This is a genomic window from Pseudomonas sp. FDAARGOS_380 (assembly GCF_002591235.1).
Classification (GTDB): domain Bacteria; phylum Pseudomonadota; class Gammaproteobacteria; order Pseudomonadales; family Pseudomonadaceae; genus Aquipseudomonas; species Aquipseudomonas salmasensis.
In genome coordinates, this window is sequence record NZ_CP023969.1 from 4,828,307 (window position 1) to 4,851,760 (window position 23,454).

At 61.1% G+C, this 23,454-nt stretch carries 22 protein-coding genes; 17 read left to right on the forward strand and 5 right to left on the reverse strand.

Going from position 1 to position 23,454, the window contains the following annotated elements; translation table 11 throughout:
• The first annotated feature begins 3 nt into the window (after positions 1–3).
• The 11 genes from iolB (at position 4) to CRN80_RS22785 (ending at position 11,064) form a co-directional block, all read left to right on the forward strand.
• The gene (iolB, locus tag CRN80_RS22740) at positions 4–792 is read left to right on the forward strand and encodes a 5-deoxy-glucuronate isomerase (protein WP_032897000.1); all 789 of its coding nucleotides are present in this window, start codon (positions 4–6) and stop codon (positions 790–792) included.
• 26 nt (positions 793–818) lie between these two features.
• Positions 819–1,640 (forward strand): TIM barrel protein, encoded by an 822-nt coding sequence (locus tag CRN80_RS22745; RefSeq protein WP_098951274.1) that lies wholly within the window; start codon positions 819–821, stop codon positions 1,638–1,640.
• Between the two features lie 149 nt (positions 1,641–1,789).
• The gene (gene iolD, locus CRN80_RS22750; RefSeq protein ID WP_098951276.1) at positions 1,790–3,721 is read left to right on the forward strand and encodes a 3D-(3,5/4)-trihydroxycyclohexane-1,2-dione acylhydrolase (decyclizing); all 1,932 of its coding nucleotides are present in this window, start codon (positions 1,790–1,792) and stop codon (positions 3,719–3,721) included.
• A gap of 19 nt (positions 3,722–3,740) precedes the next feature.
• Positions 3,741–4,751, forward strand: coding sequence for a Gfo/Idh/MocA family protein (locus CRN80_RS22755; RefSeq protein ID WP_003191675.1), 1,011 nt, complete (start codon positions 3,741–3,743; stop codon positions 4,749–4,751).
• Positions 4,752–4,902: 151 nt separating this feature from the next.
• Positions 4,903–5,931: a Gfo/Idh/MocA family oxidoreductase gene (locus tag CRN80_RS22760; protein ID WP_098951278.1), complete on the forward strand. Its 1,029-nt coding sequence runs from the start codon at positions 4,903–4,905 to the stop codon at positions 5,929–5,931.
• Positions 5,932–6,057: 126 nt separating this feature from the next.
• A complete protein-coding gene (locus CRN80_RS31280; RefSeq protein WP_003191673.1) occupies positions 6,058–6,234 on the forward strand; it encodes a hypothetical protein in 177 nt (58 codons plus the stop codon).
• Between the two features lie 49 nt (positions 6,235–6,283).
• Complete coding sequence (locus CRN80_RS22765) at positions 6,284–7,219, forward strand: sugar ABC transporter substrate-binding protein (RefSeq protein ID WP_014718766.1); 936 nt, start codon at positions 6,284–6,286, stop codon at positions 7,217–7,219.
• A gap of 64 nt (positions 7,220–7,283) precedes the next feature.
• Positions 7,284–8,837 (forward strand): sugar ABC transporter ATP-binding protein, encoded by a 1,554-nt coding sequence (locus CRN80_RS22770; RefSeq protein WP_032897009.1) that lies wholly within the window; start codon positions 7,284–7,286, stop codon positions 8,835–8,837.
• A 26-nt stretch (positions 8,838–8,863) separates the two neighbouring features.
• Positions 8,864–9,886, forward strand: a complete 1,023-nt coding sequence (locus CRN80_RS22775; protein WP_003191668.1) for an ABC transporter permease — start codon at positions 8,864–8,866, stop codon at positions 9,884–9,886.
• Between the two features lie 410 nt (positions 9,887–10,296).
• On the forward strand, positions 10,297–10,701 hold the full coding sequence (locus CRN80_RS22780) for a TraR/DksA C4-type zinc finger protein (RefSeq protein ID WP_003191666.1): 405 nt from the start codon (positions 10,297–10,299) through the stop codon (positions 10,699–10,701).
• Between the two features lie 159 nt (positions 10,702–10,860).
• On the forward strand, positions 10,861–11,064 hold the full coding sequence (locus CRN80_RS22785) for a hypothetical protein (protein WP_098951280.1): 204 nt from the start codon (positions 10,861–10,863) through the stop codon (positions 11,062–11,064).
• Here the strand turns inward: CRN80_RS22785 and CRN80_RS22790 are convergent, their stop codons facing one another.
• The 3 genes from CRN80_RS22790 to CRN80_RS22800 form a co-directional block, all read right to left on the reverse strand.
• Positions 11,065–11,307, reverse strand: a complete 243-nt coding sequence (locus tag CRN80_RS22790) for a DUF2789 domain-containing protein (RefSeq protein WP_098951282.1) — start codon at positions 11,305–11,307, stop codon at positions 11,065–11,067.
• A gap of 68 nt (positions 11,308–11,375) precedes the next feature.
• Positions 11,376–11,606, reverse strand: a complete 231-nt coding sequence (locus CRN80_RS22795; RefSeq protein ID WP_003191661.1) for a hypothetical protein — start codon at positions 11,604–11,606, stop codon at positions 11,376–11,378.
• Between the two features lie 110 nt (positions 11,607–11,716).
• Positions 11,717–11,992 (reverse strand): hypothetical protein, encoded by a 276-nt coding sequence (locus CRN80_RS22800; protein ID WP_098951284.1) that lies wholly within the window; start codon positions 11,990–11,992, stop codon positions 11,717–11,719.
• A 397-nt stretch (positions 11,993–12,389) separates the two neighbouring features.
• On the opposite strand from CRN80_RS22800, the gene CRN80_RS22805 reads away from it, so the two are divergent.
• Both CRN80_RS22805 and CRN80_RS22810 read left to right on the forward strand, forming a co-directional pair.
• Positions 12,390–12,839: a hypothetical protein gene (locus CRN80_RS22805; RefSeq protein WP_044274081.1), complete on the forward strand. Its 450-nt coding sequence runs from the start codon at positions 12,390–12,392 to the stop codon at positions 12,837–12,839.
• Positions 12,840–12,970: 131 nt separating this feature from the next.
• On the forward strand, positions 12,971–13,978 hold the full coding sequence (locus CRN80_RS22810; protein WP_098951286.1) for an ABC transporter substrate-binding protein: 1,008 nt from the start codon (positions 12,971–12,973) through the stop codon (positions 13,976–13,978).
• A gap of 157 nt (positions 13,979–14,135) precedes the next feature.
• On the opposite strand, the gene CRN80_RS22815 is transcribed toward CRN80_RS22810, so the two are convergent.
• Complete coding sequence (locus CRN80_RS22815; RefSeq protein WP_098951288.1) at positions 14,136–16,262, reverse strand: TonB-dependent siderophore receptor; 2,127 nt, start codon at positions 16,260–16,262, stop codon at positions 14,136–14,138.
• A 91-nt stretch (positions 16,263–16,353) separates the two neighbouring features.
• A complete protein-coding gene (locus CRN80_RS22820; RefSeq protein ID WP_032897017.1) occupies positions 16,354–16,743 on the reverse strand; it encodes a DUF2946 domain-containing protein in 390 nt (129 codons plus the stop codon).
• A 93-nt stretch (positions 16,744–16,836) separates the two neighbouring features.
• Between CRN80_RS22820 and CRN80_RS22825 the strand changes: the two genes are divergently transcribed.
• From CRN80_RS22825 to CRN80_RS22840, 4 genes are all read left to right on the forward strand, one after another.
• Positions 16,837–17,274 carry a DUF3995 domain-containing protein gene (locus tag CRN80_RS22825; protein ID WP_003191649.1) on the forward strand — a complete coding sequence of 146 codons (438 nt, stop codon included), beginning with the start codon at positions 16,837–16,839 and terminating at the stop codon, positions 17,272–17,274.
• 242 nt (positions 17,275–17,516) lie between these two features.
• Entirely contained in the window at positions 17,517–18,683 is a 1,167-nt protein-coding gene (locus CRN80_RS22830) for an efflux RND transporter periplasmic adaptor subunit (protein WP_098951290.1), read from the forward strand.
• Positions 18,680–21,856, forward strand: a complete 3,177-nt coding sequence (locus CRN80_RS22835) for an efflux RND transporter permease subunit (RefSeq protein ID WP_098951292.1) — start codon at positions 18,680–18,682, stop codon at positions 21,854–21,856. Before CRN80_RS22830 ends, CRN80_RS22835 begins: the two co-directional genes overlap by 4 nt.
• Complete coding sequence (locus tag CRN80_RS22840) at positions 21,853–23,307, forward strand: efflux transporter outer membrane subunit (RefSeq protein WP_098951294.1); 1,455 nt, start codon at positions 21,853–21,855, stop codon at positions 23,305–23,307. The genes CRN80_RS22835 and CRN80_RS22840 overlap by 4 nt, the downstream gene beginning before the upstream one ends.
• The last annotated feature ends 147 nt before the right edge of the window (positions 23,308–23,454 follow it).

The following is a 23,454-nucleotide window of genomic DNA, read 5'->3' on the forward strand; positions in this document are numbered from 1 at the left end:
GTGATGAGCTTGTTGGTCAAAAGCAGCAAACGCGGGCAAACCATGGTGGCGCTGGAAGCGGGGCGCCTGGAGTACGTAGGCTTTGCCGCGTACCGCCTGAGCCTGGGCGAAACCCTGCCGGTCAGTGCGGGGGATCAGGAGCTGTGCCTGGTGCTGCTCAGCGGTCGGGTGAATATTGAAGGCGAAGGCTTCAATTGGCAGAACCTGGGTGATCGCCAGTCGGTGTTCGAAGACAAGTCACCGTTCGCCGCCTATTTGCCGCCGGGCACTGATGCCCGGGTCACGGCCCTGAGCGATGTGCAGATTGCCGTCTGCGCAGCGCCGGGTGCTACGGGTTTTGCCCCGCGTTTGATCCGACCCGAGCAGTGCAAGCGCAGTGTGCGCGGCAAAGGCGCCAACACCCGCTACGTGTGCGACATCCTGCCCGACAGCGAGCCGGCCCATTCGCTGCTGGTAGTGGAAGTACGTACGCCGTCGGGGCATTCCTCCAGTTATCCGCCGCACAAGCACGACACCGACGACCTGCCGCACCAGAGCTTTCTGGAAGAGACCTACTACCACCAGATCAACCCGCCCCAGGGCTTTGTATTCCAGCGCGTGTACACCGACGATCGCAGCATCGACCAGGCCATGGCCGTGGAAAACAGCGACCTGGTGGTGGTGCCCAAGGGCTATCACCCGGTCAGCGTGCCGTACGGCTACGAGTCTTATTACCTGAACGTGATGGCTGGCCCCAAGCGCGCCTGGCATTTCCATAACGACCCGCAGCACAGCTGGCTGCTGGACCTCTAAACGGTGTTGGACGGAGAACAACAACAATGAAGTCGCCGCTACGTTTTGCCCTTAACCGCATGGTCGCACCCAACCTGTCTTTGCCGGATTTTATTCAGTTGGCGGCGGCCCTTAACTGCGAGGCCATTGAGATCCGCAACGACCTCAAGAACCGCGAAATCGAATACGGCACGCCCGCCAGCCGCGTGCGCGAGTTGTGCGCAGCGCAGGGCATCAAGGTGCTGTCGATCAACGCGCTGTACCCCTTTGATGTGTGGAACGACGAGCGCCGTGCCCAGGCAATCGAACTGGCCACCTACGCCCGTGAGTGCGGGGCCGAAGGCTTGGTGATGTGCCCGTTCAATCAGCCTGGCGATACGCGCAACGACGCGCAGCGCGCCGCCGGTTTGCGCACGGCGTTGAGCGAACTGGCGTTGATCCTGCGCGAGTACGGGATTCTCGGTTTCATCGAGCCCCTGGGCTTTACGGTATCCGCTCTGCGCCGCAAGCGCGTGGCAGTGGACGCCATCAAGGCCATCGGTGGCCTGGATGTATTCCGGGTGGTACACGACACCTTCCACCATCACCTGGCCGGCGAGCATGAGTTCTTCCCGGAACTGACCGGCCTGGTGCATATCTCGGGCGTGGAAGACCGCGAGGCGCCGCTCGACTCGATCCGCGATGGCCACCGCGTGCTGGTGGGCGAGGACGATATCCTCGGCAATGCGGCGCAGATCGAGACCTTGCTGAGCACCGGTTACAGCGGCTACTTGTCGTTCGAGCCGTTTGCCGAAAGCGTGCATGGGTTGGCGGATATCCGGCAGGCGTTGGGCAGCAGCATGGCGTATTTGCAAAAGCCCCTGACCTGACACCGGCCAACCTGTGGGAGCGGGCTTGCTCGCGAATGCGGCGGGCCAGCAAATGAATCAGGTGACTGACACACCGCCTTCGCGAGCAAGCCCGCTCCCACACTGGAAAGCCGCTGATCGACAGATTTGCATTCATACAAGGTGCGAACATGACCACAACAAGATTGACCATGGCCCAGGCCCTGGTGAAGTTCCTGGACAACCAATACATCGAAGTCGACGGCGTACAGAGCAAGTTTGTCGCCGGGGTATTCACTATTTTCGGGCATGGCAATGTATTGGGCCTCGGCCAGGCCCTGGAGCAGGACAGCGGCGACCTGGTGGTGCATCAGGGCCGCAATGAGCAAGGCATGGCCCATGCCGCCATCGGGTTTGCCAAGCAACACCTTCGCCGCAAGATCTATGCGTGTACAGCCTCGGTCGGGCCGGGCGCGGCCAATATGCTCACCGCCGCAGCGACTGCCACTGCCAACCGCATCCCCTTGCTGTTGCTGCCCGGCGATGTCTACGCCAGCCGTCAGCCCGACCCGGTGTTGCAGCAGATCGAGCAGTTCCACGACCTGAGCATCAGCACCAACGACGCCTTCCGTTCCGTGAGCAAGTACTGGGACCGCATCAACCGTCCCGAGCAACTGATGACCGCGGCGATCCACGCCATGCGCGTGCTGACCGACCCGGCCGAAACCGGCGCGGTGACCCTGGCCTTGCCCCAGGATGTACAAGCCGAAGCCTGGGACTACCCCGACTACTTCCTGCAAAAACGCGTGCACCGCATCGACCGACGCCCGGCCACCAGCGCCATGATCGGCGACGCGCTGGCGGCGTTTGGCGGCAAGCGCAAGCCGCTGATCATTTGCGGCGGCGGGGTCAAATACTCTGGTGCCAACGCAGCGTTGCAAGCCTTTGCCGAGCGTTTCGATATTCCCTTCGCCGAAACCCAGGCGGGCAAGAGCGCCGTGGTGTCCAGCCATCCACTGAATGTCGGCGGTATCGGCGAAACCGGCTGCCTGGCGGCCAACCTGCTGGCGCCCGAGGCCGATTTGATCATTGGCATCGGCACCCGTTATACCGACTTCACCACCTCGTCCAAATCGCTGTTCAAGCACTCCGAGGTGAAGTTTCTCAACCTCAATATCAGCCCAGCCGATGCCTTGAAGCTGGACGGCGTGCAAGTGCTGGCCGATGCAAAAGTGGCCCTTGAAGCACTGGCCACTGCCCTGGGCGATTACCGTTCGGGCTGGGGCGAGCAGATCGCCGACGCCAAGGCGCAACTCGATGCCGAAGTCGACCGCGTGCATCAGGTGCAATACCTGGGTGATGAGTTCGTCCCCGAAGTCGACGACCACCTGGACCGTGCCGTCCTGCGCGAATTCATCGAGCTGACCGGTTCGTGCCTGACCCAGAGCGCTGTGCTCGGCGTGCTCAATGCGCGCCTGGCCGATGACGCAATCATCGTCGCCGCCGCCGGCAGCCTGCCCGGCGATTTGCAGCGCGCCTGGCGCAGCAAGGGCGTCAACACCTACCACGTCGAGTATGGCTACTCATGCATGGGCTACGAGATCAACGCCGCCCTGGGCGTGAAGCTGGCGGAGCCAAGCAAGGAGGTGTACGCCCTGGTTGGCGATGGCTCCTACATGATGCTGCACTCGGAGCTGGCCACCTCGATTCAGGAGCGGCGCAAGATCAACGTGGTGCTGCTGGACAACATGGCGTTCGGTTGCATCAACAACCTGCAGATCGGCAATGGCATGGACAGCTTCGGCACCGAGTTCCGCTACCGCAACCCCGAAAGCGGCAAGCTCGACGGTGGCCTGGTGCCGGTGGATTTCGCCATGAGTGCGGCGGCCTATGGCTGCAAGACCTATAAGGTCAGCACATTGGAACAGCTGGAAGCGGCGCTGGCCGATGCCCGCACGCAAACCGTCTCCACGCTCATCGATATCAAGGTGCTGCCCAAGACCATGGTCCACGGCTACCTGTCGTGGTGGCGGGTGGGGGTGGCGCAAGTGTCCACCAGTGAACGCACGAATGCAGCGGCAAAAAAACTCAATGAACACCTGGCCAAGGCCCGGCAGTACTAACAACAAGAGGAGTGTTTGCATGTCTTTGAAGCTTGGAGTGATCGGTACGGGCGCCATCGGCCGGGACCATATTCGTCGTTGCAGCCAGGCCTTGCTCAACAGCCAGGTAGTGGCCGTCACCGATATCAACCTTGAGCAGGCGGCCCAGGTGGTGGCGGATTTGAAGCTGGACGCCGAGGTGTACCCGGACGGCCATGCGTTGATCAACTCACCAGAGGTCGAAGCGGTACTGGTGACGTCCTGGGGGCCGAGCCATGAAGAATTTGTGCTGGCCGCGATTGCCGCCGGCAAACCGGTGTTCTGTGAGAAACCCCTGGCGGTGACGGCCGAGGGCTGCCGCAACATTGTCGAGGCCGAAGTGGCCCACGGCAAACGCCTGGTTCAAGTCGGTTTCATGCGCCCGTACGACCAAGGCTACCGCGCCCTCAAGGCGGTGATCGACAGCGGCCAGATCGGCGAGCCGTTAATGCTGCACTGCGCGCACCGCAACCCCACGGTGGGCGAGAACTACAACACCGGCATGGCGATCACCGACACCCTGATCCATGAGCTGGACGTGCTGCGTTGGCTGCTCAACGACGACTACGTATCCGTGCAGGTGGTGTTCCCACGCAAGACCAGCAAGGCGCTGGCGCACCTGCGTGACCCGCAGATCGTGCTGCTGGAAACCGCCAAAGGCACGCGTATCGACGTGGAAGTGTTTGTGAACTGCCAATACGGCTACGACATCCAGTGTGAAGTGGTGGGGGAGAGCGGCATCGCCAAGTTGCCGGAGCCGTCCCAGGTGCAACTGCGCAGCGAGGCGAAGCTGTCCAACGCAATCCTGATGGATTGGAAGGATCGGTTTATCGGTGCCTATGACGTGGAGTTGCAGGCGTTTATCGACAGCGTGCTGGCCGGGCAAGTCGGCGGGCCGTCGGCGTGGGATGGGTTTGCGGCGGCGGTGGCGGCGGATGCGTGCATTGAAGCCCAGGGCAGTGGGCAGATTGTGAAAGTCAGCCTGCCGGATCGCCCGCGCTTCTACGGCTAACCACTATCCAACATTGGAATGCAGTCTGTGTGGGAGCGGGCTTGCTCGCGAATGCGGTCTATCAGATACAAATGCCTTAGCTGATACACCGCATTCGCGAGCAAGCCCGCACACATTAGGAATGGATTGCACTTCATATAAGGAGTTAAGCATGCGAATCGGACTAGTGGGCTACGGCCACGGTGGGCGCTTTTTTCATGCGCCGCTGATCGCCACCCTGCCTGGCGCCACCTTTGTCGGTGTGGTGACGCGTTCACCCGAACGTTGCCAGCAATTGAGTACTGATCTTCCCGGTGTCAAAGCCTTCGATTCCATCGGCCAGATCGTCGAAGCCGGCGTCGATGCCCTGGTGATTTCCACCACGCTCAAAGGTCGCCCGGCCTTGGTGCTGGAAGCGATTGAGCATGGGGTGGCGGTGGTCAGCGATAAACCCTTTGCCGCCAACGCCGAACAAGCCCAGGCCCTGATTACCGCTGCCGAGCGCCAGGGCTCGTTGCTCAGTGTTTATCAGAACCGGCGCTGGGACTCGGATTACCTGACCCTGCGCAAACTGATCGACGCCGGCGCCCTGGGCACCATTACCCGCTTTGAATCCCGCGTGGAGCGCTACAGCCCGCAGGCCGTCGGCAATGCCAGCGGTGGCGGCTGGCTGCGCGACCTGGGCAGCCATCTGGTGGACCAGGCGTTGCAACTGTTCGGCCCGGTGGACCGGGTATTCGCCCAATTGCACTACACCCCTGAACATCCCACCGTGGACCACGGCTTCTTTGTCTCCCTCACCCACGCCAACGGCGTGATTTCGCACCTATGGGGCAACGCGTTGCAGAACAGCCAGGCGCCGCGCTTTCGCGTCAGTGGCAGCCTGGGTTGCTACACCGTCGACGGCCTGGACGGCCAGGAAGAAGCGCTGCTGGCCGGCAAGTCGCCGAAAACCGAAGGTGAACACTGGGGCGCTGAGGAACACCGACGCTGGGGCTGGTTTGAACAAGGGTCGGAGCGTGAGCGGGTGCCGTCGGAGAAAGGCTGCTGGACCCAGTTCTACCGCCAGTTGCAAGCCGCCGTGATGGGGCAGGGGCCGCTGCCGGTCAACGCCTATGATGCCCTGGAAACCACCCGTATATTGGACGCCGCGCGGCTGAGCGCCGAGCGCCAGCAGGTGGTTTCGACAAAAATAGAATAAAATTCTATAACAAGTTGATATGGAAATTATTTTCTAATACAGTCTTTTCCAGGTTGCATAAAGTACGTCCCGGAACCAACGGGCGACTCAACAAAAACAAGATCAAAAACAACCAGGTACCGTCAGATGAAAATCTTCAACGCTGTACTGCGAGTTTTACGCCCCCTCCAAGCGCCACGCGGACTGCCCCGCGCCCGGCCGTTCTACTTCTCCTTCCTGAATGTACTGTGCGTCGAAAACCAGGGCGCGCTGGTGTGCTGCATTCCTGGCGCGCCGGTGGTGCGACTGACCGCCGAGTCCTGATCAACGCTACGTCGAACAAAACCAACAAGAAAGTGGAGACAGACCGTTCATGAAGACCCCGATCCGTTTTACCGCCCTGGCCCTGTCCATGCTGCTGGCCAGTGGCGTTGCCGGCGCCGCCGACCTCAAGGTGGGCGTGACGATGTCCGCGTTCGATGACACCTTCCTCACTTACCTGCGCGAGGACATGGACAAGCAAGCCAAGTCCTATCCAAAAGGCGATGGCGTGCAACTGCAGTTCGAAGATGCCCGCGCCGATGTGGTCAAGCAGTTGAGCCAGGTCGAGAACTTCATCAGCCAGAAGGTCGATGCGATTATCGTTAACCCGGTCGATACCGCGTCGACCAAGAACATCATCAGTGCCGCCACCAAGGCGGGCATTCCGCTGGTGTTCGTCAACCGTCGCCCAGACCAGAAAGACCTGCCCAAGGACGTGGTAGCCGTGACCTCCGATGACGTCGAGGCCGGGCGCCTGCAAATGCAGTACATCGCGGAAAAGCTCGGCGGCAAGGGCAAGATCGTGATCCTGTTGGGCGACCTGGCGAACAACTCCACCACCAACCGCACCAAGGGCGTGAAGGAAGTGCTGGCCAAGTACCCGGACATCAAGATCGAACAGGAACAAACCGGCATTTGGTTGCGTGACAGGGGCATGACCCTGGTCAACGACTGGCTGACCCAGGGCCGGGAGTTCAATGCGGTGCTGGCCAACAACGATGAGATGGCGATCGGTGCGTCCATGGCCCTGCGATCGGCCGGCAAGGAAAAAGGCAGCGTGTTGATTGCCGGTGTCGACGGCACGCCCGATGGCTTGAACGCGATCACCAAGGGCGACATGACCGTGTCGGCCTTCCAGGACGCCAAGGGCCAGGCGGTGGGTTCGGTGGAAGCGGCGCGCAAGATGGCCAAGAACGAGCCGGTCGAGCAGAACGTGGTGATCCCGTTCCAGTTGATCACCCCGGACAACGTCAAAGACTTCAAGTAGCCCCGACATAACAACAAAAGCTGGCAGGGCGGTCACGGCCGCCCTGCAGATGGAGTACCTCCCTATGCTTGCTCAAGCCGCCACGTCGCAGCCCGCCGCCCACCCGGCGCTGGCGCTGGACGAACCCTACCTGCTGGAAATCCTCAACATCAGTAAAGGCTTTCCCGGTGTCGTAGCCCTGGACGATGTGCAACTGCGGGTGCGCCCCGGCACCGTGCTGGCGTTGATGGGCGAGAACGGTGCGGGCAAGTCGACGCTGATGAAGATCATCGCCGGCATCTACCAGCCCGACGCCGGCGAGATTCGCCTGCGTGGCAAGCCGATCACCTTTGAAACGCCGCTGGCCGCGCAAAAGGCCGGGATCGCGATGATCCACCAGGAACTCAACCTGATGCCCCATATGAGCATCGCCGAGAACATCTGGATCGGCCGCGAACAGCTCAACAGCCTGCACATGGTCAACCACCGCGAAATGCACCGCTGCACTGCCGAGTTGCTGGCGCGCCTGCGCATCAACCTCGACCCGGAAGAACAGGTCGGCAACCTGAGCATTGCCGAACGGCAGATGGTCGAGATTGCCAAGGCGGTGTCCTATGACTCCGACATCCTGATCATGGATGAACCCACCTCGGCCATTACTGACAAGGAAGTGGCCCACCTGTTTTCGATCATTGCCGACCTCAAGTCCCAGGGCAAAGGCATCGTCTATATCACCCACAAGATGAACGAAGTGTTCGCCATCGCCGATGAAGTGGCGGTATTCCGCGACGGCCAATACATCGGTTTGCAACGGGCCGACAGCATGAACAGCGACAGCCTGATCTCGATGATGGTCGGGCGTGAGCTGAGCCAGTTGTTCCCGGTGCGCGAGACGCCGATTGGTGACCTGCTGCTGTCGGTGCGCGACCTGAGCCTGGACGGCGTATTCAAGGACGTATCGTTCGACCTGCACGCCGGGGAGATCCTCGGTATCGCCGGGCTGATGGGCTCCGGGCGCACCAACGTGGCGGAAACCATTTTTGGCATCACCCCAAGCTCCAGCGGGCAAATCACCCTGGACGGCAAGGCGGTGCGCATTACCGACCCGCATATGGCCATCGAGAAAGGCTTTGCGCTGTTGACCGAGGACCGCAAGCTCAGCGGTCTGTTCCCGTGCCTGTCGGTGCTGGAGAACATGGAGATGGCGGTGTTGCCACACTATTCGGGCAACGGTTTTATCCAGCAGAAAGCCTTGCGCGCCCTGTGTGAAGATATGTGCAAGAAGCTGCGGGTGAAAACCCCTTCGCTGGAGCAATGCATCGACACCTTGTCCGGTGGCAACCAGCAAAAGGCCTTGCTGGCGCGTTGGTTGATGACCAACCCCCGCTTGCTGATCCTGGATGAACCAACGCGTGGCATCGATGTGGGCGCCAAGGCCGAGATCTATCGCTTGATCGCCTTCCTCGCCAGCGAAGGCATGGCGGTGATCATGATTTCCTCCGAACTGCCCGAAGTGCTCGGCATGAGCGACCGGGTGATGGTGATGCACGAAGGTGAGCTGATGGGCACCCTGGATCGCGCCGAGGCGACCCAGGAAAAAGTCATGCAGTTGGCTTCCGGGATGACCGCAGTCCACTGATCTACAGAATAAGAAGGTGATGGGTTATGAACGCAATAACAGACAACAAGCCGGCAACCGCACCGGTCAAGAACCGTCGACGCATGCCCACCGAGCTGAGTATCTTCCTGGTGCTGATCGGTATCGGCCTGGTGTTTGAATTGTTCGGCTGGATCGTGCGCGACCAGAGCTTTCTGATGAACTCCCAGCGCCTGGTACTGATGATCCTGCAGGTGTCGATCATTGGCCTTTTGGCCATCGGTGTGACCCAGGTGATCATCACCACGGGTATCGACTTATCGTCCGGCTCGGTGCTGGCCTTGTCCGCGATGATTGCCGCCAGCCTGGCGCAAACCTCTGACTTTTCCCGGGCGGTGTTTCCTTCCCTCACCGACTTGCCGGTGTGGATCCCGGTGGCGATGGGCTTGGGCGTGGGACTTTTAGCGGGGGCGATCAACGGCAGCATTATCGCGGTCACCGGCATCCCGCCGTTTATCGCGACCCTGGGCATGATGGTCTCGGCCCGTGGCCTGGCGCGCTACTACACCGAAGGCCAGCCGGTGAGCATGCTCTCGGACTCCTACACAGCAATCGGCCATGGCGCCATGCCGGTGATTATCTTCCTGGTGGTGGCAGTGATCTTCCACATTGCCCTGCGTTACACCAAGTATGGCAAGTACACCTATGCCATTGGCGGCAACATGCAGGCGGCGCGTACCTCGGGGATCAACGTCAAGCGCCACTTGATCATTGTCTACAGCATCGCTGGTCTCCTGGCGGGCCTGGCCGGCGTGGTGGCCTCGGCACGTGCAGCGACGGGGCAGGCCGGCATGGGCATGTCCTACGAGCTGGATGCGATTGCTGCTGCGGTGATCGGCGGTACCAGCCTGGCGGGCGGGGTGGGGCGCATCACCGGCACAGTGATCGGCGCGCTGATCCTCGGGGTGATGGCCAGCGGGTTTACCTTTGTCGGGGTGGATGCGTATATCCAGGACATCATCAAGGGCCTGATCATTGTGGTGGCGGTGGTGATCGACCAATACCGCAACAAGCGCAAGCTCAAGCGCTGAGTACCTGCCCCCTGTAGGAGCGAGCTTGCTCGCGAAAGCTGCAAAGATAACGCGGGCTATCTGATTGAACGCGGTGTCCTTGAATGCTTCGCGAGCAAGCTCGCTCCTACAGGGGGGGCAGGCCCTTTCAACCGTTTGTCTTCTATATAGCTCCACTACACTGAATTTCTTGCTATAAACGCACTCCGATGACCATTCGCCAAGCCCGTCCTGGTGCTTTTGGGGGTTGATCGGGAAAAAATGCCTGTCTTTTCAGTTGCTGCGCCCTCAAGTCGGCCTTAGACTGCCGCCCCTCGTAAATTGAGTGCCGGGTGGCGCTTGAAATGGACGGCGCCCTTCCGAGACCTGCACAGGCCTTGCGGAACGCTCCCTTATTCGCCTTAATGCACGTATTTTTTATAGAGAAATCAATGACAAAGGAAAAGTTGCTGGCCATGCCGGCGGATGACTACATGAATGCCGAACAGCACGCTTTTTTCGAGAAGTTGCTGCAAGACATGAAAGTGGAACACCACGAGCGCATTGAGCAGAACCGTATCGCCATTGAAAGCCTGGACACCCCGGCCGACCCGGCTGACGCGGCTTCCGTGGAAGAAGAGCGCACCTGGTTGGTGAATGCCATTGACCGCGACCAGCGCATGCTGCCGCAACTTGAGCGCGCCCTGGAGCGCATCAAGGAAGATTCCTTCGGCTGGTGTGACGACAGCGGCGAGCCTATTGGCCTCAAGCGCCTGCTGATCAGCCCCACCACCAAGTACTGCATCGAAGCGCAAGAGCGCCACGAGCAGATCGACAAGCACCAGCGTCAAGCCTGATGCGGTGAATGGGGGCGGCTCTCGAGCTGGCCGCCCCGGTCTCTACATTGTTGCTGTTTATGCAATGAAGCTATTCCGAAGATAGCTTTTTCCAACTGGTATAAAACCGTAGCATGGCCAACATTGTTAGCCAGCTAACTAATGCTACGGAGAAGCTCCATGCAAAACAAAGTCGATGTGGCCGTGATGATCGGCAGTGGCGTACCCGAAACTCTGCGTGCCATGGGCCAGCGAGCCTGCTGGGTGGTGTTGCTCAACGGTGAGCAGCGCGGTACGGCATTCGCCAGCCGGGATGAGGCGCAGGAATGCCAGGCTGCCTGGCAAGCGCTGTTGCGCAGTGAAACGTCAGACAGCCTGCATTGATCACATGCGGGGAGGCTCATGCAGCAGTGCATTGAGGTCATCCACGGCGGGCGCCCATTCTGCGTCGACGTGCAATTGCTCCCTGAGGAAGTTCGCCTGCTGTTCGCTCCAGAACGGCGCGTCGATGAGTTTTACCTCATCGGGCAGGCGATGTTCAGCGGTGAAACGCTCGATAGCTTCCTGGCTGGAATCCAGGCCCAGTTGTTCGAACAGGGTTTCAAGGGTTGGGGGGGTGGTGTCCATAACGTTCTCCATGCGGGCTTATCGTCATGCATGTGAGGGGTAGGGGACGCCAGAGTTCTATCGGATTGTCAGGAATTGAGCGCGCCGCAATCCACGGCGGCTTTCAGCGCCTGGGCCGCTTCTTTGCCTGCCACGGCAGCTGCGTCGGCGGTTTTGAACCAGCGGTCTTTTTCCACCTGGTGCGCGGTGACCTTGTTCAGCGGCGGTTTGGCCCGCATGATGATGACCGCTTGAAACTCGCCGTCTACTTCCCTCGCATCACCGTGGATAATAAATTCGCCAATATCAAATTCCGTCACGTATAGCTTTCCCTTCAAGGTAACTGCGTTGATGAAACCTGACCCGCAGGGGGCAAACTTCAATGGACGGGCCAGTATGGCAGTTGTTGAGGGGCGGTGGCGCAGTAAAGTCAGCCAGGTGACGAAACGACCTGACCGCAACGAGCGTGCAGCTTTGCTTCCAGAGTCTTGGCCAGTTCACAGGCCTTGTTGTGATCGCTGCGAAAACCCTTGATCCTGCCGCTGGGCACTTCAAGAATATGAAAAAAATTCTTTCCTGCCGGTACAACTTGGTACAGCACTGAATTGGAGTACCCGTCAAGGTTAAGCAAGCAGTAGTATTGGCGTTCGTCTGGACATGATGAACGAGTGTGGAAAGACGTAGCGTCGTGTTGACGTCGTTGCATGCTCAGCTCCTGTCGATCGATCTTATTGGCCTGTGGTTAGCATTTGCGGTGGTTTTGACCCCTGTTGCTGTTTTAGTATTGTCGTCGGCAGTTCGCGACTGGTTCCATGCCTTGCGTATTTTTTTGTGTTGAGTGTCGGAAAACTGCATTTTTAATCGGGTTATTCTCTGAAGTTGGTCGACCTGTATTCTCGGGTCGTTGAACCTGTGATTTGCTGTACCACCGGGTGACCCTTTATGAGGTCGTCCGCAGATGTCTGTACTAGCCTTACGCGTTCTCTTCAGTTTTTTAATGACGCTGTGATCGTGTCGTAACGGCGATTTTTTTGTGCTGCTCGCTTCGGCGGCCAGCGCTTTTTTGATGTGGGGGCGTTTCCTTGGCAGTCAGTAATCTGGATATGCACGCGTTATTCGTGCTGGGTGATTTGCGCGCTAAGTTGGTCAAGCAGTTTCAATCTCGGTTTGTCTACATCACTGAACAGACGCCGGAAGGTATTTATATCGCCGAGATCGATACCGAAACGGCGCTGGTCGTGGATGACAAGCCGCGCCTGGAACTCAAAGTGGGTGACCATTTCCGCGCCTCGGTGTTGCCGAGCCGCGAAGGTGGCAAGTTCGAATTGAGGTTTCGCGATATCAAGTTGACCGTTTACGGCCTCGGCGACTATGCCTTTGTGTCATCGAACGAAGGCCAGGGCATTGTGTTCAAGGAAGGCCACAGCGTAATGCTGGTATTCGCCGCCCATGAGCAATTGCAGGAAGGGTTGACCAAAACCCTGAAGGCCGTGACGGGCAAAGCCGCCAAGTGGCGCAAGGGTGAGCTGGTGACCTTCAAGGCCAGCGAGTAGGCGCTAAACACGTTGTGCCTCTTTGTCCTTTGGAACCTCTACTACAGTTGAGTTGACTTAACTATTCAGAGGCTTCGCGCATTCGCAGCAAAGCCGTTCGCCATGACTGCGAAAACGCGAGGTGCAAAGGCATGAAAGGATTGAAGTCACTGTTGGCGGCGGGCCTGACAACCCTGAGTCTGTCATTGCCGGTATCGGCTGCCCAGGCGCCGGTGCATTTTGCCGACCTGAACTGGGAAAGCGGCAGCCTGATCACAGAAGTCCTGCGTTTTATCGTCGAGAAGGGCTATGACCTGCCCACCGACACCTTGCCGGGCACCACCATCACCCTGGAAACCGCCCTGGCCAAGAATGATATCCAGGTGATCGGCGAGGAGTGGGCAGGCCGCAGCCCGGTGTGGGTCAAGGCTGAAGCCGAAGGCAAGGTGGCGGGCCTGGGCGATATCGTCAAAGGCGCCACCGAAGGGTGGTGGGTGCCGGAATACGTGGTCAAGGGTGACCCGTCAAAAGGGCTCAAACCCCTGGCACCGGATTTGAAAAGCGTACAGGACTTGGCGCGTTACAAGGACGTGTTCAAAGACCCTGAATCCCCAGGCAAGGGGCGCTTTCTCAACAGCCCCATCGGCTGGACCTCCGAAGTGGTCAACAAACAGAAGCTCAAGGCTTATGGCCTGGACGACAGCTACGTGAACTTCCGCAGCGGGTCGGGCGCGGCGCTGGATGCGGAGATTGCTTCGTCGATTCGCCGGGGCAAGCCCGTGCTGTTCTACTACTGGTCGCCGACCCCATTGATGGGGCGCTACAAATTGATCCAGCTGCAAGAGCCGCCATTTGATGCAGACGCGTGGAAGACCCTGACCGATGCCGACAACCCGAACCCTAAGCCGACACGCTCGTTGGCGTCCAAGTTGAGCATTGGCGTATCGACGCCGTTCCAGCAGGAACATCCACAAATTGCCGAGTTCTTCGAGAAGGTCGAGTTTCCCATCGATCCGCTCAATAAAGCCTTGGCGACGATGAGTGAGCGTCACACGCCTCCTAGGGAAGTGGCCCAGGCGTTTCTCAAGGAACATCCACAGGTGTGGAAGGCCTGGTTGACGGACGATGTGGCGCAGAAGGTCGAGGCGAGCCTCAAGTAAGCGACGGTCTTTGTATCCAGTGAAGATCAAAATGTGGGAGCTGGCTTGCCTGCGATAGCGGTGGGTCAGCCTAAAAATAGGTTGTCTGACACTCAGTCATCGCAGGCAAGCCAGCTCCCACATTCAATTGCATTTCAAGTCAACGGTCGTTGCAGCGTTAGAACTTGGTCTGTACAGCCAGCTCAAAGGTCCTCGGTGACCCCAGATAATACGCCGGCGACACATGGGCAAACTCGGCATACACCTCGTTGGTCAGGTTACGCACCCGCCCGGTGACCGAGGTGTTCGCATCCAGCTTATAGCGCAGGAACGTGCCAAACAGCGTATACGCCGGCACGGTCTGGGTGTTGGCATTGTCTGCATACACCTGGGCAACGTAGCGCGCCTCCACGCCACCTTGCCAGTCCTCGGCAAAGTCGTAGGTCAGCCACAGGTTGCCCACGCGCTTGGGCACGTTGGTTGGCGTATTGCCCTTGCGCGACACCACGGCGCCGCTGGCGGTTTTTTCGTTGAACTCATCATACTGCGCATCCACCCAGGCGAAGTTGCCTTCGGCCAGTAGCCTCGGGGTGATGCGCAACGAGCTGGCCAGTTCGATGCCCTTGGACGACTGCGCGCCCACCGGGATGCTGTTGGTCGGGTCCAGCGGGTCGGTGACGGCAAAATCCTTGCGTTCGATCTTGTAGGCCGCGACCGTAGCGGAGCCCCGACCTTCCAGGTAATCGAACTTGCTGCCGATTTCCCATTGCTTGCCGGTGGACACGTCGAACACTTGGGTCGTGGTATTGGGCTGTTCGACGGCGGTGCTGTATTGCACATAGACATTGGCAGACGGGATGAACTGATAGGTCAGGCCCACCCGACCCGTTACCGGCTCCCAACTGCGCTTGAAGTGCCGCGGGTTGGTGGCGGTGATCGTGCGATGGTTAGTCACGTCCAGGTCGATAGCGTCATAACGTAGCCCGGTCAGCAGCGAGAGCTTGTCCGTCAGCCCCAGGCGGTTCTCCACAAACAGTGCCTTGGTGGTCACCTGGTTGGTTTTGTCCTTGACGAAACCTGGCTGGGTACCGGGAATATCATAGAAGCGCCCTGGGTCGTAGTGGTTCGGGTCCACGCTACTTTTGCCCGGCACGTTCAAGGGACTGTTGGTGGTGCTGTTGACCTTGTACTCAAAACCGCCGGACCAGGTGGTGGCAAGGCCGAACACGCTGGTGTCATGGCGCAGTTCGAACTGGTTGCCGTTCTGCTCGCCCTGATGCCGCACCTGGTAGGCCGTCGAGCGGTTCACCGCGCTGTTGTCGGCGTTGTACTGGTAAGTCTCCAGGTTGCGGTAGTCGCGCTGGCTGTCGAGGTGGTAAAGCGTGTGTTTCAGCGTGGTGCTGTCGTTGATCCGGTAGTCGATGATTGAACGTGCCCAGATCGTGCGTTGCTCATAACGCCCGTCGGCGACGTTGTAGTTATTGAAGCGGTTGTGCTTGTCGATCTTCAGTTCACCCGCCTTGGGGTTGAGCACCGGCGTGCCCCAGTACGGGCTGTCTTCATGTTCGTCCTGATATTCCAGGGCCAGGGTGTGGGACAGATTGGGGGTGAGGTCGCTGAGCAGTGAAAACGCCACGCTCCAGGCATCGCGCTGGTCGCGGTCGATGTAGCTGTGGTTGGTGTTGCGGCTCACATCCAGGCGGGCGTAATGCTGCACCTCGGCGCCGGGTTCGGTCAGCGCATGGTTGAGGCCGAACGCCATGCCAGCGGTGTCGTAGCTGCCATAGCTCAGTTGGCCTTCGACGGCCTGTTCCTCGCGGCTTGCCAGCTTGGTCACGTAGTTCAGCGAGCCACCCACGGAGCCTGCGCCGTTGATCAAGGAGGAGGGGCCACCCACCCGTTCGACGCGGTCGTAGATCCACGCATCCACCGGCCGCGCCAGGCCGGTGGCGATATTGATGCCGTTGAACATCTGGGTGATCTGGCTGCTGGTAAACCCTCGGTACGAGACAAACCCGCCAAACCCGGGCGGCGCGCTGGCGTTGACGCCGGGCAGGGTATTGGCCGCATCGCGGAAGGTCTTGGCGCCGTGGCGCTCGATATCGTTGCGGTTGGCGATGGCCACTGACGCCGGGGTTTCCCGCACGCTCAGGCCCAGGCGCGAGGCCATGCCGCTGGATTGGTCCAGGGCCAGGCCTGGCTCGGCACTTTGCTCGCCATCAATGGTGGTCGGCGCCAGCTCAAGGGCCGAGGCGCAAACAGGCAGGCAGCCGAACAGGCCCGCCAACAGGGGTAAATGTTTCATGGTTGAATCCTGAAAACTTGGCTCGAAAACAACGCACAGCCACCCGTACTCCTTACGGAAACGAGGCAATGCAGATCAGAAAGCGCAGGGATCAGGCGAAGGCAGGTGGCGCGCGCGGATTAGCCGCAGGCCAGGTGAAGCGGGCAGGAATGTCAGCGGCAAGCACCACCGCAGCAGGCGGCGCATGGGGTTGCGGCAGCACGGCCACATTCAGGTGGGAGTTGAGCGCCGGGCCCATGCCGCCGGTAGAACACAGCGGGCAACCAAACGCCTTCGACAGCGTGGGCAGGCTCTCATCCGTAGAATTGCTGGGCAGCGGCGCCTGGGTGCGTGGGTCGACCGTGCAGAACTGGCCGCTGATGCCGTTGAGCTGCATCCCCACCATCTGCCCATGCCCAATGCTGCAGGCGAACACATTGAACAGGACGCAGCAGTAGAGCATCCAGGCAATGAGCGAGCGGTCGGCACGGGCGAGTTTCATGGGGCGGCACTTTATCATCAGCGACCGACGAAATGCCTGCAAAAAATCTCAGGGCGACTATCCTCATTCGCACATTTTTAGGGAGCGCCGGCCATGAGCTTTGTGATTGCGCGATGGATCGTCGGGGTCTTTACCTTCATCAGCATGGTGCATCTGTATTGGGCTGCGGGTGGCAAGCTCGGTAGCCTGGCCGCTATCCCGCAACTGCCCGGAGAGTTTGCCAGCGGGCCCCGGCCGGCGTTCAAACCGTCGGCGCTGGGCACCTTCCTGGTGGCGATGGGGCTGGTGGCGATTGCCTTGCTGGTGTGCCTGCGCGCCGGGCTGTATTTCTCGCCGGTGTCCCATGGGGCGTTGCAGTGGGGCATCAGTGCGATTGCCGTGCTGATGTTTGCCCGAGCTATAGGGGATTCGGAGCTGGTGGGGTTTTTCAAAAAGGTCGGCGGGTCGAAGTTTGCTCGCCTGGATACGTATTTTTACTCGCCGTTGTGCCTGGTGTTGGGCGCAGGCTTGCTGGTGGTCGCCTGGACCTGATGGAGCTCCTCTGTAGGAGCGAACTCGCTCGCGAAAAACGTCAACGATGACGCGTTCTTCCTGAATAAGCGCGGCGCTTGTGAGTTTTTCGCGAGCAAGCTCGCTCCTACCTGTTTAACCCTCCAGATATTTCTCAGACAAAACACACCCCCGGTTTTATAGCGCTTGACCTTCCCAGTATGGCAAGCCGGATAAAAACCCCACGTGTCGATTTGTCTTGAAAATTCCAAGGAGGGTGAACGATGTACACCAAACCAGTAAGCCTGATTGCCGGGGCGTTGGCCGTAGCGTTAACGCTGGGCGGATGCTCGGACAAGGCGCCGCCAGCCGTAGCCGCCCAACCACCCGGCGTGCCGGTGGCCCAGGTGGTGGCGCGGGCGGTGACGCCGTTTGTGGAGTACACCGGTTCGTTGACCGCCATCGACCAGGTTCAATTGCGCCCGCGAGTCAGTGGCTATCTGCAAAGTGTCAGCGTGCCCGAAGGCCAGTTCGTGGCCAAGGGCAGCCCGTTGTTTGTGATCGATCCGCGCATGTTCCAGGCGGCAGTGAACGCCGCCAAGGCGCGTTTGCGCGAGGCAGAGGCCAATGCATCACTGGCCCAGGCCGAGCATGGCCGCGCCGAGCAGTTGTACGCCAAGAAGGTGGTGGCACGTGATCGCCTCGACACCGCCATTGCCTCGTTGAATGCCGGCAGGGCTCAGGTTGAGGCGGCCAGGGCTGCGCTGGATACGGCCCAACTGGACCTGAGTTACACCCGCGTCACCGCGCCTATCAGCGGGCGCATCGACCGCGCATTGGTGACGGAAGGCAACTATGTCACCCGTGGGGAAACACCCCTGACCACAATTGTCTCCATCGACCCCTTGCATGTGTACTTCGACGTGGACGAACGCACCTACCTGCATTCGTTGGCAGCGACGCGGCAGCACGCCGGGACCAAGGGCGAAAACGCTGCCAAGGTCATGGTGGCGATGCTCAACGACACCACCTATGCACGGGCCGGGCGCGTGGACTTTCTGGCCAACTCGGCCGACCGCAAGACAGGTACGGTTCGCGTACGTGCGGTGGTGGCGAACCCGGATGGGCGCTTGACGCCTGGGCTGTTTGCCAAGGTCAAGCTGGACACCGGCGCGGCGCAACCCCGGGTGTTGATTGCCGACCATTCCATCGGCACCGACCAGGGTCGCCGTTATGTGCTGGTCGTCGGTGAAGGTGACAAGACCGAATACCGCCCAGTCGAACTGGGCCCGGTGGTTGACGGCCTGCGGGTCGTCGAACAGGGTCTGCAACCGGGCGAGCGCATTGTCGTCAAAGGCCTGGTGCGCCCCGGCATGCAGGTAACACCACTGGCTGCCAGCATCGAGGGCAAGCCGCTTGAGGCGCCGCTGGCAGTGGGGGGCGTGCAATGAGCTTCCCACGCTTTTTCATTGACCGACCGATCTTCGCCATCGTCCTGTCGGTGTTGATGATGATCGGCGGCATCGTGGCCTTCTTCCATTTGCCGTTGAGCGAATACCCGGCCGTCACGCCGCCTACGGTGCAAGTGACCGCGTCGTATCCGGGGGCCAACCCGCAGGTAATTGCCGAGACAGTGGCAGCGCCGCTGGAACAGGTGATCACCGGGGTCGAGGGCATGCTTTACATGACCTCGCAGTCGGCCACCGATGGCCGCATGATCCTGACCGCGACCTTCGCCCAGGGCACCAATGCGGACATGGCCCAGATCCAGGTGCAAAACCGTGTGTCGCGAGCTCTGCCGCGCTTGCCCGAAGAGGTGCAGCGCCTGGGCGTGGTCACGCAGAAGACCTCGCCGGACATCCTCATGGTGGTCCACCTGCTGTCCCCCGACCAGCGTTATGACCCGCTGTACATCTCCAACTACGCCTACCTTCAGGTGCGCGACGAGCTGTCGCGCCTGCCGGGGATCAACGATGTGCTGGTGTGGGGCGCGGGTGAATACAGCATGCGCCTGTGGCTCGACCCGGACCTGATCGCCGCCCGTGGCTTGACCGCCGGCGATGTGATTGCTGCCGTGCGCGAGCAGAACGTGCAAGTGGCGGCGGGCTCGGTCGGCCAGTCGCCGGATTCCACTGCGGCCTTCCAAGTCACGGTCAATACCCTGGGGCGCCTGACCGACGAAGAACAGTTTGGCGACATCATCATTCGCACCGGCGATAACGGCCAGGTCACGCGTTTGCGCGATGTGGCCCGTATCGAGATGGGCGCCGATGCCTACGCGCTGCGCAGCCTGTTGGACGGCGAGCCTGCGGTGGCTTTGCAAATCATCCAGAGCCCGGGGGCGAACGCGCTGGATGTGGCGCAGTCGGTGCGCGATACCATGCAGCGCCTGCAAACCAACTTCCCCGAAGGATTGGTATCGCGGATTGCTTATGACCCCACCGTGTTTGTGCGCGCTTCCCTGGAATCGGTCGCTATCACGCTGATGGAAGCGATCCTGCTGGTGGTGATCGTGGTGGTGGTGTTCCTGCGCAACTGGCGCGCGTCGCTGATCCCCTTGATGGCCGTGCCGGTGTCGATCATCGGCACCTTCGCCGTCATGCACCTGATGGGCTTCTCCCTCAACACCTTGTCGCTGTTCGGCCTGGTGCTGTCGATTGGCATCGTGGTCGACGATGCCATTGTGGTGGTGGAGAACGTCGAGCGCCATATCGAGAACGGCGAGGAGCCGATGCAGGCTGCGCGGCGAGCGATGGGCGAGGTTACTGGCCCTATCATTGCGATCACCTCGGTGCTGGCGGCCGTGTTCATTCCCACTGCGTTTCTCAGTGGCCTGCAAGGTGAGTTCTATCGGCAATTTGCGCTGACCATCGCGATTTCCACCATCCTCTCGGCGGTCAACTCGTTGACCCTCAGCCCGGCGCTGGCCGGCCTGTTGCTGCGGCCACGGCATGCCGCCGTGGTGCATGACCCGCGTAGCCTGCGCGGTCGCGCCACGCGGCTGTTGGAGGTGCTGGGCCGGCCGTTCCAGCGTGCGCCGCAAGCCTATGGCAATACCGTGCGCAAGGTCGTCGGCCGTCGCGGCGTGGCGCTGTTGGCCTACGGCGGCTTGCTCGCGCTGACCTGGTTTGGCTTCAACGCGGTACCGGCCGGCTTCGTGCCGATGCAAGACAAGTACTACCTGGTCGGCATCGCCCAACTGCCCAACGCGGCCTCGTTGGAGCGTACCGATGCGGTGGTGCGGCAAATGTCGAAAATCGCCCTGGACGAGCCGGGGGTCGAGAGTGTGGTGGCGTTCCCGGGGCTGTCGGTCAATGGCTTCGTCAACGTCCCGAATGCGGCGGTGATGTTCGTCATGCTTGATCCGTTCAAAGAACGCACCTCGGCGGATATGACAGCGGTCGCTATTGCCGGGCGCCTGCAAGCCAAGTTTGCGAGCATCCCCGACGGTTTCCTCGGCGTGTTCCCACCGCCGCCGGTACCGGGGCTCGGGGTGACTGGGGGCTTCAAGCTTCAGGTCGAAGACCGTGGCGGAGTGGGGCTTGAGGCGTTGGTGCAGCAGACCCAAATGCTGATGACCAAAGCCACCGAGTCAGGCCAGGTGGCCGGGTTGATGACCAGCCTGGACGTCAACGCGCCGCAACTGAATGTCGACATCGACCGCACCCAGGTCAAGAGCCAGGGCGTGCGCCTGGCGGATGTGTTCGAGTCGCTGCAGGTCTATCTGGGGTCGCTGTATGTCAACGACTTCAACCGGTTTGGCCGCACCTACAAAGTCACGGCCCAGGCCGATGCGGACCACCGCATGCAGGCCGAAGCCATTGGCCGTCTGCAGGTGCGCAACGCCGCTGGGGACATGCTGCCGTTGTCGGCGTTTGTCACGGTCACGCCGAGCTCGGGGCCTGACCGGGTGATTCACTACAACGGCTATCCGTCGGCGGATATCTCTGGCGGCGCGATGCCAGGGGTCAGTTCCGGGCAGGCGGTTGCGCTCATGGAGCGTCTGGCCCAGGAGGTACTGCCCGAGGGCGTGACCTATGAATGGACGGACCTGACCTACCAGCAAAAGCTCGCCGGGTCATCGGCTCTGTTTATTTTCCCGCTGTGTGTGTTGCTGGCGTATCTGATCCTTGCCGCGCAGTACAACAGTTGGCTGCTGCCGTTGGCGGTGTTGCTGATCGTGCCCATGTGCCTGCTCAGCGCAATCCTCGGCGTGTGGCTGGTAGACGGCGACAACAACGTGTTCGTGCAGATCGGGTTGGTGGTGCTGGTGGGCCTGGCGGCGAAGAACGCCATCCTGATCGTCGAGTTTGCCCGCAGCCTCGAAGCTGAAGGCGCCAGCCCCTTGGAGGCGGTGATCCACGCCTGCCAATTGCGCCTGCGGCCTATTTTGATGACGTCCCTGGCGTTCATCGCCGGCGTGGTGCCGCTGGTGTTTGCCAGTGGGGCAGGCGCCGAGATGCGCCATGCCATGGGGGTGGCGGTGTTTGCCGGGATGTTGGGGGTGACGCTGTTCGGCCTGTTCCTCACGCCCGTGTTTTATGTGGTGATGCGCAGCCTGGCGCTGCGTGTGCAGCGTCAGGGGGCGAGCCCGAAGGTGCAGCTAAAGGAGAGCGCATCATGAAACAGGCGTATCCAGCTTTTGTGTTGTCGTTGACCCTGCTGGCCGGTTGCGGTTCGGTGGGGCCGGACTATTCCGCGCCGGTGCTGCCTGCTGCGCAGCGGGCGACGAGCTTTGGCGCGCCCATCGCCGGGCTGGGTCCGGGCGAGGTGGAGGTGCAGTGGTGGCAGGTGTTTGATGAGCCGGCACTGAGCCAATTGATCCAGCAGGCACTGGCGGCCAACCACGACATTGGCATCGCCGCCGCGCGCCTGGACGAAGCCAAGGCGCTGCTGCGTGAAAGCCGCCAAGGCTTCCTGCCCAGCGGCGGCGCCGCCCTGGGCTACGAGCACCGCAAGCGCAGCGAGGTCGAGACCCCGTTCGGCGAGCAGCGCTCCATTGAAACCACCCGCGCGGCGGTGGATGCGGCCTGGGAAATCGACTTGTTTGGCCGCGTGCGTCGCTCGGTGGAGGCGGCCCAGGCCGAGGCGGGGTCGCGTCAGGCGTTATTGCGCAACGTGCAAGCGAGCGTCGCGGCGACTGTTGCGGCCACCTGGTTTGACCTGCAAGGCATCGAAGCCGAACAGGCCGTGGTTGCGGATATCAGCCAGAGCCAGCGCGACAGCCTGGGCCTGGTGGGGCAGATGGTCAGCGTCGGCGCCGCCACCGAATTCGACCGGCTGCGCGCCGAAGCCTTGTTGCGCAATGTGGAGGCGGTCGCGCCTGACCTGGAACGACGTCGCGCCAAGGCAACCAACGCGTTGGCGGTGTTGTTGGGGCAGGCGCCTCAAGGGTTCAAGCCACCGCAGGCCCGGCCTGGGCGTGAAACCTTGAACCTGCGCACGCTGCAGGTGGGAGACCCAGCCGGCTTGCTGGCGCGCCGCGCCGACATTGCTGCGGCCGAACGCACGCTGGCGGCCGCGACCGCGCAGATCGGCGTGGAAACCGCTGGCTTGTATCCGGACATTCAGGTGCAGGGCTCCATCGGTTTGCTGGCCGGAAGCCTCAGCGCCCTGGGCGATGCGGGCATGCAGTCGAACTTTATCGCGCCGGTGATTCGCTGGTCGCTGCTGGACACCGGGCGCGTACGTGCGCGGATTGCCGCCAGCGAGGCGCGCACCCAGGCGGCCTTGATCGCTTATGACCAGACTGTGTTGCGGGCCTTGCAGGAAACCGATGATGCATTCCAGGCCAACCGCACGGCCGGCAACACCCTGGGCTTGCGGCTGCTGGAGGCGGCCGCCAATCGTGAGGCCGCCAGCTTTGCGCGCGAGCGGTTTGCGCAAGGCGAGGGCGTGTACCTGGATGTGCTTGAGGCCGAACGTGCCGACTTCACCAGCCGCCGCGCGTTGACCGCAGCGCGCACGGAACAGCGTTTGGCGGTGGTGGGGATCTATAAGGCGCTGGGTGGCGGGTGGGAGATCTGCGAGCGGGCGGGGCAGGCGTGTAGCGGGGCTGCTGCTGTGTTGCGGTAACGGTTAGGTATCAAATATACGACGGTGGGCTTGTGGGAGCGGGCTTGCCCGCGATGGCGGTGGGGCAGTGACTGAATCTTTAACTGAACCACCGCAATCGCAGGCAAGCCAGCTCCCACATTGGTTATGTATTGCCCAAAGAATCAG